11 protein-coding genes and 1 pseudogene are annotated in these 13,571 nt (G+C 36.1%); 10 read left to right on the forward strand and 2 right to left on the reverse strand.

Annotated elements, in window-relative coordinates; translation table 11 throughout:
* The first annotated feature begins 139 nt into the window (after positions 1 to 139).
* Positions 140 to 960 (forward strand): annotated as a pseudogene (locus V6C71_23985) (IS5 family transposase).
* Positions 961 to 1,083: 123 nt separating this feature from the next.
* On the opposite strand, the gene V6C71_23990 reads toward V6C71_23985, so the two are convergent.
* Positions 1,084 to 1,515: a hypothetical protein gene (locus V6C71_23990; GenBank protein HEY9771518.1), complete on the reverse strand. Its 432-nt coding sequence runs from the start codon at positions 1,513 to 1,515 to the stop codon at positions 1,084 to 1,086.
* A gap of 1,060 nt (positions 1,516 to 2,575) precedes the next feature.
* Here V6C71_23990 and V6C71_23995 point away from each other — a divergent pair.
* From V6C71_23995 to V6C71_24035, 9 genes are all read left to right on the forward strand, one after another.
* Entirely contained in the window at positions 2,576 to 3,406 is an 831-nt protein-coding gene (locus V6C71_23995) for an ABC transporter permease (GenBank protein ID HEY9771519.1), read from the forward strand.
* A complete protein-coding gene (locus tag V6C71_24000; GenBank protein HEY9771520.1) occupies positions 3,390 to 4,724 on the forward strand; it encodes a polysaccharide ABC transporter ATP-binding protein in 1,335 nt (444 codons plus the stop codon). The genes V6C71_23995 and V6C71_24000 overlap by 17 nt, the downstream gene beginning before the upstream one ends.
* Before the next feature lie 33 nt (positions 4,725 to 4,757).
* Positions 4,758 to 5,174 carry a hypothetical protein gene (locus V6C71_24005; GenBank protein HEY9771521.1) on the forward strand — a complete coding sequence of 139 codons (417 nt, stop codon included), beginning with the start codon at positions 4,758 to 4,760 and terminating at the stop codon, positions 5,172 to 5,174.
* A 37-nt stretch (positions 5,175 to 5,211) separates the two neighbouring features.
* On the forward strand, positions 5,212 to 6,807 hold the full coding sequence (locus V6C71_24010; GenBank protein HEY9771522.1) for a glycosyltransferase: 1,596 nt from the start codon (positions 5,212 to 5,214) through the stop codon (positions 6,805 to 6,807).
* A 5-nt stretch (positions 6,808 to 6,812) separates the two neighbouring features.
* Positions 6,813 to 7,856: a polysaccharide deacetylase family protein gene (locus tag V6C71_24015; GenBank protein ID HEY9771523.1), complete on the forward strand. Its 1,044-nt coding sequence runs from the start codon at positions 6,813 to 6,815 to the stop codon at positions 7,854 to 7,856.
* A 41-nt stretch (positions 7,857 to 7,897) separates the two neighbouring features.
* Positions 7,898 to 8,809, forward strand: coding sequence for a glycosyltransferase family A protein (locus V6C71_24020; GenBank protein HEY9771524.1), 912 nt, complete (start codon positions 7,898 to 7,900; stop codon positions 8,807 to 8,809).
* A gap of 131 nt (positions 8,810 to 8,940) precedes the next feature.
* Positions 8,941 to 9,651, forward strand: coding sequence for a hypothetical protein (locus V6C71_24025; protein HEY9771525.1), 711 nt, complete (start codon positions 8,941 to 8,943; stop codon positions 9,649 to 9,651).
* Positions 9,652 to 9,719: 68 nt separating this feature from the next.
* Positions 9,720 to 10,880, forward strand: coding sequence for a glycosyltransferase family 4 protein (locus tag V6C71_24030; GenBank protein HEY9771526.1), 1,161 nt, complete (start codon positions 9,720 to 9,722; stop codon positions 10,878 to 10,880).
* An 89-nt stretch (positions 10,881 to 10,969) separates the two neighbouring features.
* Positions 10,970 to 12,211: a glycosyltransferase family 4 protein gene (locus V6C71_24035; protein ID HEY9771527.1), complete on the forward strand. Its 1,242-nt coding sequence runs from the start codon at positions 10,970 to 10,972 to the stop codon at positions 12,209 to 12,211.
* Between the two features lie 139 nt (positions 12,212 to 12,350).
* Here the strand turns inward: V6C71_24035 and V6C71_24040 are convergent, their stop codons facing one another.
* Positions 12,351 to 13,481 carry a glycosyltransferase family 4 protein gene (locus V6C71_24040; GenBank protein ID HEY9771528.1) on the reverse strand — a complete coding sequence of 377 codons (1,131 nt, stop codon included), beginning with the start codon at positions 13,479 to 13,481 and terminating at the stop codon, positions 12,351 to 12,353.
* Positions 13,482 to 13,571 lie beyond the last annotated feature (90 nt).

The raw sequence follows: 13,571 nt of genomic DNA on the forward strand, positions 1-13,571 counted from the left end.
AAATTATCTTAAATATATTAGACCTCTTGCATGAATAGACAAAAAATGAGAAAAGTAGGCTAAAGAAGACATAAGATAAATGATCTACAAACAAATAAAAAATCTCAAAGAGCAAGAATTTAAACGTTTGTCCTAAAGGATACCGCTGCGCATATGCGGAGTCAAACCGAAGTTGTTCAAGGAAATGGTAGAGGTGCTCAAACCAGAATTACCGAAACCAAATCACAAAGGGGGACAGCCAAAGCTAGATCTAGAAGACCAATTGCTAATAGCTCTAGAATATTGGCGCGAGTCCTAAAGGATACCGCTCCGCATATATCGTACTTACTTGCATATTGCTCAGTCTTGGGGAGTTCATGAGTCTACAGTATGCCGAATAGTCCATCGAGTAGAAGACAAGTTGATTAACTCAAACAAGTTCAGTTTACCTGGAAAGAAGACACTGTTTGAGAAAGAAAGAGAATGGTCAGTAGTGAGAGTAGATGTGGGATAAAGCCCCATCGAACGTCCCCAAAAAAACAGAAAAACTACTACAGTGGGAAGAAAAAAAGACACACTTTAAAATCTCAGGTAGTAATTAAAACTCAAAGCCAGAAAATTATTTGTACAGCGCACAAAACAGGAAAAGAACATGATTTTCAGCTATTTAAACGAAGCAAAGTCAAACCATTAAACGAGATAGACCTCATGGCAGATAAAGGATATCAAGGGATTAAGAAAACTCATCACTCAAGTTATACCCCTATTAAAAAGTCAAAAAAGAAATCTTTCAGTCCAAGAGAAAAGGATTATAATCGACAACTAGCAAAACAAAGAATTTATGTAGAACACGTTATTCGCTGTCTCAAGGGTTTTCGGATTTTGGCACAGACATATCGCAATCGTCGCCGTCGATTCGGACTGCGTTTTAACCTCATTGCTGGTCTGTACAATCGCGGACTTAGTTTAGCAATTGCCTGATTCAGGCAAGAGGTCTAATATATTTTTCGTGATTGTAAGTTAGAATTGCAACACTTACTTTCATAAAAAAATCTCGAATTGTTTTTTTACGATCGCGCTTTAAATTAAATATATTTTCAAGTTTTATTTGAGGAATAACTTTGGTAATTTTTGCCATATTTTTTGGGTATAGAACCGAAGAAGATTCTTTTGCCTCTCCCAACTTATTTGTCGCCAAATACCGAACTTACTAAAAACAAAACTTTGTTCATAAGAATCTAATAATATTACAACTTGTTTTACCCCTAAAGCAAAATTTTGAGCTAACCATAATTGACATTCAGGCAGATCTTTTTGTTTAATAGTCCACCCGAGAACTCCGAAAAGATGTATTGCTCTAAGCAAAGGGAGGCTTGCCAATTCCAAATCTGAAAGCTCTATTTGCTTTTGGTATCCATTTAATAATGCTTTGTTTAAAACAGATAAACTAGTATGGCTCTTATTTTTATATTCCCATTGCTCTAACTCATAAAAATGATTTAACGCTACTGCAAGTTCATAAATACATGGTGTCAAAGTCCAAAATGCCTATTCTAGTTCCATCAAAAACAAGGTTATCAAAGTGAGCATCTCTATGAATTAATTGATGCAGTAATTACTTCGTAACCGCTCAGCTATGTTCAACATCAGTGACGTAAAATCTTGCTTTTTGGTATAATTATGCAAAAAGTCATAATATTGAGAATGTGCAATCGCTTTAGCGTTCCATCGACTTCTAGACTGCGGAGAAGGGCTTACAGCCAAATTTGCACTTTGTAATCTAATGTTTAGCTCTCTTAGAGTTCGCCCAGTATAAAACATAATCTTTTCTGAAATTATACTACTGATAGCTTTACCAGTTATAAATGAAAATATTGCCGTTGGCGTTGGTTCTAGTTTTTTATTCTCATACAGGTTAATCAAAAGCTGATTCGTTTTAGTAGTAATAAGGTGCAGGAACTTTCAAGGGAACTATTTGGGTCAAGTATTCTAGTACCATCAACTCCGACTTTATTTCTGCTGTTTTTTTACTGGAGTGATATAACCGCAGTACTTGCTTGCTACCATTAGGTAATGATATTTGATAAATACGATTTTCAGCAATAGACAGAGGTATTACTATTGCATCATATGGTATACTATATTGCTAACATATTTGATACCAACTTTCATCCGATAGGTTATGAACATTCAAAACTTTGTATTATTGCTACTCATAGGTTGCGACTAATTCAATTTGCCCATTGTTCTCTTTTTGGGTCAAGCAAAGATGTTAGACCTCCTCTGAAATACAATCTTATATTATATTTAGACCAGTTGCGGACACGGTATTGCTAATTCATTACCTAGATTTGGTTCCTGCAAATTTAATCTAGCATTTTAAAATTTTACTCTTGGCAATATTATAAATTAAGGCTGAAAGTACACAGCATCGTTCATGGCGGGGATAAAAAACCTTCAAAAAAAGTGACCGCGTTCTGCGGTCAACGTTAATACAAGTCCTTTATCTTTTTCGTAAAGTAAGTAGCAAGTTAAAACTTATGCAACAACACCAGAATAAAATCCACAATCTCAAATTCCATGGCTTAAGTTAATCATGAGCATTACTGCCAAAAAGCTTAAAATAGTAGCAGGTAAATCTAACAATCAATATTGGCGTGATATTTGGCAATATAGGGAATTACTCTATTTCTTAGCATGGCGAGATTTGCTAGTGCGCTATAAGCAAACTGCCATCGGTGTTGCTTGGGCATTAATTAGACCATTTATCACGATGATTGTGTTTACTGTGGTCTTTGGTGAGATAGCCAAACTGCCATCCGAAGGTGTACCTTATCCTATCTTAGTCTTTGCAGCAATGCTTCCTTGGCAATTTTTTGCCAATGCACTTTCAGAATGTAGTAACAGCCTAATTTCCAATTCTCATTTGATTTCTAAGGTTTACTTTCCCCGTCTAATTGTACCTATTAGTGCTGTAATTGTAAGCTTTGTTGACTTTTTAATTTCAGGCATGATTTTATTAGCATTGATGATTTGGTACGACTTTGTGCCTGAATGGCGTATTTTGACCTTACCTTTTTTTATCTCGATCGCATTTATCGCAGCAATGGGCGGTGGTTTATGGTTAGCAGCCCTCAATGTAGAATATCGTGATTTTCGCTACATAGTTCCCTTTATTGTTCAATTTGGTTTATACATTTCTCCTGTGGGATTTAGCAGTAACATTGTTCCAGAAAAATGGCGGTTACTCTATTCTTTGAATCCAATAGTAGGGGTAATTGACGGCTTCCGCTGGGCAATTTTGGGTAAAGATTTTCAGATTTACTGGCAAGGCTTTAGTCTTTCAATACTACTGGTATTTGTATTATTAATTAGCGGCATCTGGTATTTTCGAAAAATGGAACGTACTTTTGCTGATATCATTTGATGGGGAAATAGCAGTAATGAGTGAGCCAATTATTCAAGTAGAAAATTTAGGCAAAAAATATATTATTGGTCATAAGGTTGGTGGTGCAATTCAAGGTAGTTTTCCGACATTTCGAGATCGCATTGCTGAGACAACAGGCTGGCTGAAAAACCAAGCAATTTCGAGATTAACGGATAAAAAAGTTGCTAGTCCTGCTGACGAAGAATTTTGGGCTTTAAAAGATCTATCCTTTGAAATTAAAAGAGGAGAGCGTGTTGGCATTATTGGTCGAAACGGCGCAGGAAAATCAACCTTATTAAAGGTTTTAAGCCGAATTACCGAACCTACAACTGGACGAATTAATCTCAACGGCAGAGTTGCCAGTTTATTAGAAGTGGGAACAGGATTTCATCCAGAATTAACTGGACGTGAAAATATCTATCTTAACGGTGCAGTTCTAGGAATGAGCAAAGTAGAGATTAAGCGCAAATTTGATGAAATTGTCGATTTTGCAGAAGTTGAAAATTTTTTAGATACACCTGTTAAACGATATTCTTCAGGAATGTACGTACGTCTTGCTTTTGCAGTGGCTGCTCACTTAGAACCTGAGATTTTGATTGTAGATGAAGTTTTAGCAGTTGGAGATATTCAATTTCAAAAAAAATGTTTGGGCAAAATGGAAAATCTTTCCGAAAGTAACGGACGAACGTTACTATTTGTCAGTCATAACATGGACGCAATTCAAAGGTTATGTTCTCGATGTCTGATGATGGAAAATGGACGATTAGTGATTGATAATGATACTTCTGATGCGATTAAAAAATATATATCACAAAATTCCTATCAAGCCACACCAAACCAGTGGATCGATCTGACAAATGTCAGTCGTCAAGGAACAGGAGAGGCTCGGTTTGTTGCATTACAATATAGTAGCCTCAATTCAGATGTTGCTTATTGCCCTTATACAGATGGATCGCTTGAATTTTTGTTGACTATTGAATCAGAAGCAGAAACATCAGTCAACAGTCTTGCTTTTACCATATATAGCCAGTCAGGAATCAAATTGGTAAATGCAGATATAGCAACAACAGGTCACAAGATCGATCTTAAAAAAGGAAAAAATATTATCAAATTTGCAATAGAAAAACTATCTCTCAATTCTGGTATCTATGTCCTAGGCTTGTGGCTGGATAAGATTGGTAATTCATCGGGACAAAATGCTTTAGATTATATAGAATCTGCATTTGAATTTGAGGTTTTCAATCTAGAATCAGAGGGTTTTAGAGCAAGCGCGGTAGGTTTTGTTCCTTGCCAATTTACTATATCCAAAATCACCTAATCTAGATTTTTTAACAGGAAAAAAATAGTTGGAATGCAGCAAAAAAAAATAACTTTATCTGATATCAAGTTTCATCCTCATTCTTTCGGCGATCGTACAGTTAGATTATTTCAATTCCAAGGAGAAATATATCGAGCAATCAAAGGAGAAAAAGCTACATTTTTTAAAAACCTTTTTCAAACTGGATTAATACAAAAACTCAGCAAAAAAGGTTTATTGATTGAAAGTGAATTAACTTCCCTAACACTAGAAAGTTACGACCTAGTAATTCGTCACCGCATGATTCGTTTTAATTCCTATCCTAATGAATGGTGTGCAGCCATGCTTAAGGATGGTATGTTAACAATGCTCGAACTGGCGATAGAATTAGCGCAACATGGATTAACGTTAGGAGATGCTCACCCCTGGAACTTAATGTTCGATCCAGAAAAAAATAGAACTACTTTGTGAGATCTCAATATAAAAAAATATATATCAAATTATTAAAATGGCTGAAAAACCTTTAGCTTCTATTATTATTATCTTTCTAAACGGCGATCGCTTTATCCAAGAAGCGTTAGACAGCATATTAGCTCAAACTTATGATAATTGGGAATTATTGTTAGTAGATGATGGCTCAACAGATCGAAGCACGGAAATTACCAAAAATTATGTAGAAAAATATCCCGAAAAAATTCGCTATCTAGAACATGAAGGTCATCAAAACTTGGGAATGAGTGCTTCGCGTAACCTTGGTATTAATAATGCAAGAGGCGAATATATCGGCTTTTTAGATTGTGACGATCTCTGGACTACCCAAAAACTAGAACAACAAATAGCCATTTTGGAAACTTATCCCCAAGTAGCCTTGGTAGGAGGTCGAACAAAATGGTGGTATAGCTGGACGAAAGATCATGAAGATCAAAATAAAGATTTTTTGCAAAAGTTCAATTTGCCCCTTAATACTATTATTCAACCACCCGACCTATTATTACTTTTTTTACAGGATGAGTGGGCTTCTTTGTGTGACATTTTAGTAAGACGTAGTTGTGTAGAAGCTGTAGGCGGTTATGAAGTTTCTTTTCGGGGAATGTATGAAGATCAAGCGTTTCATGCAAAACTATGTTCGATGTTTCCCGCATTCTTATCTAGTGAGTGTTGGTATATTTATCGGCAACATCCCCAGGCTTGTTGTTCGGTTTCTCATGCCACAGGAAAGACTCAGATAGCCAAAAAAACTATGCTGAATTGGTTGGAGGAGTATTTATCTCAACAAGATAAGAACGATCCTCAACTTGAGGAAACGGTTCAGAAACTTTTGCGATCGTATCGTTATCCCTTTTTAACCAAGCTTTTTCAACCAGTGCGATCTCGGAAGAGAAGAATGAAGAATCAGTTGAGGCGAATTGCTGCTTTAAAAAATCTATTAAGGGGTCAGTTTCCACCTGTGGGTTGGGTAAATTTTGGCAGTTTTAATAAGCTAACACCCTTAAGTCGAGATTTTGGTTACGATCGCGGTCTTCCTATCGATCGCTATTATATCGAAAAGTTTTTAGCTTATCACGGTGGTGATATTCAGGGGCGAGTTTTAGAAATTGGCGATGATTCTTATACTAAAGAGTTTGGCGGGAAGCGTGTCACCACTAGAGATGTAATGCACGTCAAAGAAGGAAATCCCCTGGCTACTTTTGTAGGCGATTTAACTAATGCTGATTGTCTTCCTTCCGATACTTTTGACTGCTTTATTTTGACTCAAACTTTGCACCTAGTTTATGATTTTCGACTAGCAATGCAAACAATTTATCGCATTCTCAAACCAGGTGGAGTCGTATTGTTAACTGTACCTGGCATTAGCCAACTGGCAACGGATGAATGGTCTAGTTATTGGTGTTGGTCTTTTACCAGCTATTCTACACAACATCTTTTTGAAGAGTTTTTTCCTTTAGATTGTATTCAAGTAGAAGTTCATGGTAATGTCAAAAGTGCGATCGCGTTTTTGCAAGGATTATGTACTGCTGAATTGAGCCAAAAAGAATTGGATTACAAAGATCCTTGCTATCCTCTTTTAATCACAGTTAGAGCAGAGAAACCAAAAGGAATATAATTGCAATGCGGGTAATTAATAAGTTTAAAAAATTGGTTCGACAAAATATCAATAGGTGGAGAGATGGAGTACTAATTCTTCTCTACCATCGCATTGCCGATTTACCCTTAGACCCCTATTTATTGAATGTTACTCCTCAAAACTTTGCCGAACATCTAGCCGTATTAAAAGATTCGGGCTGTACGATCTTGAGTCTATGTCAGTTAGTTGAATCATTACAGGCAGGGAATATACCTCATAGGGGAATTGTGGTCACCTTTGATGATGGTTATGCTGATAATCTCTATCAGGCTAAACCTTTGTTAAACAAGTATCAAATTCCCGCTACTGTGTTTGTAACATCTGGTTATGTTGGGCAGCAAAAAGAATTTTGGTGGGATGAAGTCGAAAGACTGCTGCTGCAACCTGGAATTGTACCACAAACACTAGAGTTAACAATTAAAGATCAACATTATCAGTGGCATCTAGGAAATGATGCTAACTATAGCACAGATGAGCAGCAGCGCGATCGCCATTGGCATTTTTATCAATCAGAAGATCCCAGCCAACGTCATCGCTTATTTCGCGCACTCCATGAAGTTTTAAATCCATTATCTATCAAAGAAAGATGCTCTGTTTTAGAAGAAGTTGCTCGATGGAGTGGCATGGGTTTAAACCCACGTTCGACTCATCGGATTATGTTACCCGAAGAAGTTAAAACATTAGCAGCAGATGGCTTAATAGAAGTAGGAGCGCATACTCTTAACCATCCTGTTTTGTCTTCTCTTTGTGTAGAAGAACAACGTCAAGAAATTCAGCATAGTAAAGCTATATTAGAGGACATTCTAGGACATCGGGTGCCAAGTTTTGCCTATCCTCACGGTTCAAAAAGTGATTATACAAAAGACACAGTTGAAATCGTGCGGGAAAGTGGTTTTACTTGTACCTGTTCTAACTTTGCTGGTATGGTAAGACAAAGCGAAAATCGATTTCAACTTCCTCGCGTTCTTGTTTATGATTGCAATGGGGAAACTTTTGCTCGGCAGCTACAAGAATTATTATTAGTTTAGGCAGTACGTCGAATTTTTAAGCAAATCAACAGTAATATTTAATGAATGCTAATCCTTTAGTTTCTGTGATTATGATTTTCTTCAACGGAGAAAAATTCATTGAACAAGCAATTGAGAGTGTTTTAGATCAAACCTATGACAATTGGGAACTGTTACTTGTTGACGATGGTTCTACAGATAATAGCACTCAAATAGCGTGCCGATATATCGAAAAATTCCCCCAGAAAATACGTTATCTCGAACATAAAAATCATCAAAATAAAGGTATGAGTGCTACCCGTAATTTGGGAATTGCTAATGCCAACGGTAAATATATTGCTTTTTTAGATGCCGATGATGTCTGGTTATCCCATAACCTAGAACAATATCTCAATCTTTTGAATCTGCAACCTCAAGCCTGTATGGTTTATGGAAATACTCTGAAGTGGTACAGTTGGACAGAGAATTCTGAAGATCGAGATCGAGATCATTTATATGACTTGAAAATCGATTCTGAAATTTTAGTTGAGCCACCAAAGCTATTTGAGCTTCTAATTAAAGAAAAAATTTCTGCACCCTGTATTACAAGTCTAGTGATTAAAAGCGAAGCTTTACAAAAAATCGGTGGTTTCGCCGAGGAATTTCGAGGAATGTATGAAGATCAAGCGTTTTATGCCAAGATATTTCTCAATCACTCAGTATTCATTACCAACGCTTGGGGAGCTAAATATCGTAAACACCCCGATTCTTGTGTTTCAATTGCCAGGAAAACAGGTCAAGTAAATGCCAGCCATTTGTTTTTCTTAAATTGGATAGAAAAATATCTATTAGAACAAGAAGTTACTGATGCAAGTATTTGGAAATCTCTACGACAATCTCTTTGGGCTTATCATCATCCTTGGTTAAATAAGTTTAAAAAGAAAATATTTCGCTTAGTAGGCAAAACTTTACCCTTTTCTTTGATCAGATCTTGATTCAATGGTACAAGCAAGCGAGCGCTATTTTGGCAGCGTAAACTTCAATAATTAAGAATTATTTGTTGATAATGCTGTAATTAATAGCAGTATGGCAATCTCTCTAAAGTACAAGCGATCGCTAAAAGTTTATGTCAAAACAGTCTTCTAATCTAGTGATATCTATTTCTCCTAAGAAAATTGCCAAATTTCTGACTTTAATAGTTGTGGGGTTTACTTTGGTAAATTTAGCAGGATTTTTTATCCAATATGTTCTGGGTTTTCGGCGACTAGATCGATTTATAGGACTATTAAACGTTGGTGATGACTCTAGTATTCCAACATGGTATTCATCTTTCGCTTTATTAATTTGTGCAACATTGTTAATGGTTATAGCTATTGTTAAAGGCAGAAGAAAAGAGCCTTATTTTTGCCACTGGGCAATGCTATCAATTATTTTTATGGTAATGTCGATTGACGAAGTAGTTATGATTCATGAAAATATGGGCGATATTTTGGGAGAATCATTTAAGAATGGATTTTTCTATTATTCATGGGTAATTTTAGCAATTCCTGCAATTATTATTTTTGCACTAGCATATTTAAAATTTATCATTCATCTTCCTACCAAGATTAGACATTTATTTCTAATTGCTGGAGCTATTTTTGTAATGGGAGGATTGGGTCTAGAAATGCTTTCTGCCTTTTATGATAGCCTCTATCGTACTAGCAATTTAACATATAATTTGATTATGATTGCCGAAGAATTTTTAGAAATGCTAGGCATTATTATTTTCATTTATGCGTTGCTTTCGTACCTAAAATTACATTTAACAGCAATACAAGTTTTTATCAAACAATAATCAATTATGCTTAAAAATTGTTTAATTGATGATATTTCAAACAGCAGGATGGAGTTAAAATATTAATAATGAAATTACTAATTATTCTTCCTTCCATTCAAAGAGGAGGAGCAGAAGAATATACTCTTAAAATTGCTAAGGCAGCTTTAAAAGTTGATTGGAAAATACAAGTTGCATTACCTAATACTCCTGGTACTACTTCTTTGATTGATGATTTTACCCAACAAAACATAAAATATCATCGCTTGGACATTGGTAATGTAGAAGGTAGTAAGCTGGCTTCTATCAAAGCCAGTTTGTTAAGGTTACTAAGAACAAGCAAGCTATTATATCGAGTCAAACCTAATGTCGTATTGCTCAACCTCCCAGCTCATCATCTAGGTTTCATTGTTCTTTGGGTATGCGGATTATTAAAAGTTCCTACTGCAGTTGTTTTTCATCTAATTCCTTTTCCTGCATCATTTAGTCCGAGAAAGTTACAAGCTTATAATTGGGCAAAAAGTAGAAATCAACAGTGGATTACAATTTCTGATTATAATCGCAAATGTTTAGCTCAAGAATTTGATTTATCTCCTCAAGAATTTAGCTGTATTTATAATGGAATTAAACAAGATTCAGTTATTAAATTAGATATTAACAAACATAAGTTACGGTCTAAAATTAGGCAAGAATTAGGTTTAATAGAAACTAGCCAATTATTATTAACTGTTGCTCGTCTTCATTCGCAGAAAGGACACGATTATTTAATTCCAATTATTCCCGAAATTATTGGTAAATTTTCCCAAGTACATTTTGTCTGGGTAGGGGATGGGGAAGATCGAGCGCATCTAGAAGATTTACTACGGAAATATAAAGTAGAGGCAAAAGTAACCTTCTTGGGATACCGCGATGACATTCCTCGTCTTTTAACCGCTGCGGATTTATTTTTGTTTCCTAGCTATCAAGAAGGCTTACCTTTTGCTGTTTTAGAAGCAATGATATGTGGTTTGCCTATAGTCGCATCTGATACTGGTGGAATTCCTGAAATAATAACTCACCAACAAAGCGGGTTGCTTTTTACTACGGGCAATAGCTATGATTTACAACAAAAACTCGATTGGGCTTTAACTCACCCTACTGATATGATGTGCATGGCTGAAGCAGCAAAAGTTGAAGTAGTGGAGAAATTTTCTGAAGCTAAAATGCTGAAAGATACTTTAGAAGTATTAAACTTATTGCGCAAATTATAATTTTTGAAATTTATATTCTCTACATAATCGTTAATAAAATCTTTGTAGATCTGGAAATAATCTTTTGAGTACAATATATAAACACTAAAATGCGAGTATTATTTATTATTTCTTCAGTATCACCTAATGATTGGAATAACAAAGGTCTTCATGGTATACACAACAGAATGGAAATGTTCGTTGATGCTATCAAAGAAATTGCTCATCTTGATGTTTTATGGTTTGTAGCGTCAGAAACAAATATTACAGCTGATAATATTGCGAAAATAAATAATTTTTTTTGTCTTCGCTGGAATACTGAGATTAACTTCTTCTTTTGCCATCTTTTCACCCCTAAACAAGCATCTTCAAAGTGGCAAACTCAAAGTTATGGCATATTGAATTTTTTTAAACACCCTGGATATATTGTTACCGCAGGTTCTTTTCAAGTTACTTCATTTGAAGAATGTCTTCGTCGTGAACCTGACGCGATCTTTGCTCACAGACTTCTATCAATGTGTCCCGCTATGATGACCAAAAAAAGATTACCGCCAATCTTTTTTGACCTAGACGATCTCGAACCAGTATCATTTATCCGTAAGTTAAGACAGCCACCTAGTCACCCAATTAAATCGTTGCCATATTACTTACAGGTGCCTGCACTATGGTGGGGAACGTATAAAGCGATCGCTCTATCTCACAAAACCTTTGTTTGTTCTGAACAAGACCGCAACTATCTTACCAAACAATTTGGTCTCTCCCAAGTAGTTAGTGCGCCGAATTCGGTTGCTATTCCCAAATTTAAACCTCTTACAAATCAACCTACTTTACTTCTAATTGGTTCATATATTTATCAACCAAATGTTAATGCTGCAAATTTCCTGATTGAGAAAGTTTGGCCTCATATATATCGAGAAATCCCAGAAGCTCGCTTAATAATTGCAGGGAAAGAACCAAGCCAAATTAATTCTTTTCACAATCGTAGTATTCCTGGTTTAGAATTTACTGGTTTTGTCGACGATCTTGATGAGCTATATCAGCGAGTTCGCATAGTCTGTTGCCCAATATTTTCAGGCGCAGGAACGAGAGTAAAAATGGTTGAAGCAGCAGCCTATGGTAAACCAATTGTTGCCAGCCAGTTAGGTGCTGAAGGTCTTAAGTTTCAGCATAACAAAGAATTTATCTTAGCTAATGATTCAATATCATTTGCTGAATCATGCGTAAAATTGTTGAAAAATCAAACTTTGTGCGAGGAATTAGGAGTAGCTGCACGTGCAAGAGCTATTCGCGATTATGAACGTGTCAATATTGTACGAAAAATTCAGCAATCGATCGCGCCTGAGTTTAAATAAAAAGTTTTTAATGAGAGAGATTGCTCTACCAGGATCTAAAAAGTAGATTGAAGAAATTAAAGTTAATCAAAAGCTCATCACTACAACTTAAAAACTCGGAAGGTTTTATTATCGCTCTTTTCATTAAATCAGTAATTCCCTAGCACGCTTGCTCGTAAACCGATTTGATTTGTGGGGCAATTACTGACCAAGCATAGTTATCTCTGGCATAAGCTTGACAAGCCTCACTATTAGGTAACTGACGTTTTTGAGATAGCACTTCAATGATTCCTTGAGCCAATTTATCAGCAGAGGTATCTTCAAACAACAAATCAGGACAAAATGGCTGTAAAATTTCGGGAATTCCGCCGATAGGCGTGCCTAATACTGGTGTTCCTGTTGCCAAAGATTCAATGATAATTAATCCAAACCCTTCAAAGGAAATAGTCGGCACCACAGAAAAATTAGCTGCTCGATAGGCTACAGATAACTGTTCATCTGGTAAATAACCTAACAAACGGACATGATTAGTCAATTTTAATTCGGTTATCTGTGTCTGCAATGTTTCAGCTAAAGCACCCCGCCCTGCAATATATAATAAAACCTCTGGATATTGAGTCTTAACAATTGCGATCGCCTCTAACAAATTTTCTAAACCCATCCGTTTTGCTAGTCGCCGTATACAAAAGAGAATCGTTCGCTCTTGTTCCCAGTTAAGTTCAATCCTAGCTTCAGCCCGAGAACTAGAAATTTGGAACTGTTCGAGATCTACACCCCCAGGTATAATGTGGATTTTATTTAAGGGTACAGCATACTGTTGATGGAGTATGTCTTTAAAGGCTTGAGAAAGGACAATAAAACGGCTTGCTCGACGGTAAACAATTTGTTCCAAAGTTTTTTTCACCCAAGCTTCTAGTGCTTTTTGGCTTTCTACATCACTTTCCAATGCCCAAGGACCATGAAAATGAAATACCAGAGGAAGATTGCCGAGTTGATTGAGAATGGGAAAAGTATAAAGCGCAAAATGTGCCACAACCAAATCGTATTCTGTCGATGCTAATTGTTTTACTGACTGTCTAATTCCCTGCCATCGATTTAATAAGGAGGTTTCAGTCGGAGCAAAAGCTTGAATCGATTGTTGAGTAATAGCTGCAATTTGCTCAGAACCAGTGAGTAATCCTTGAATGTCTACACCAACTTTTGGTAAATACCGACTACAACCATAATAATAGCGGTTGAGTCCTCCTGACTGTTCCGGAAACCAGCCCATGCCTATTTGTAAAGTTTTCATGACAATTTACATAAAGTTACGTTTGTGATTAATCTCAATTTTGTCTAGCGTAGCCAGCCATCTTAACCAACGAGCACCGATATTAAGCTC

The sequence above is a fragment of the Coleofasciculaceae cyanobacterium genome, from assembly GCA_036703275.1.
Classification (GTDB): domain Bacteria; phylum Cyanobacteriota; class Cyanobacteriia; order Cyanobacteriales; family Xenococcaceae; genus Waterburya.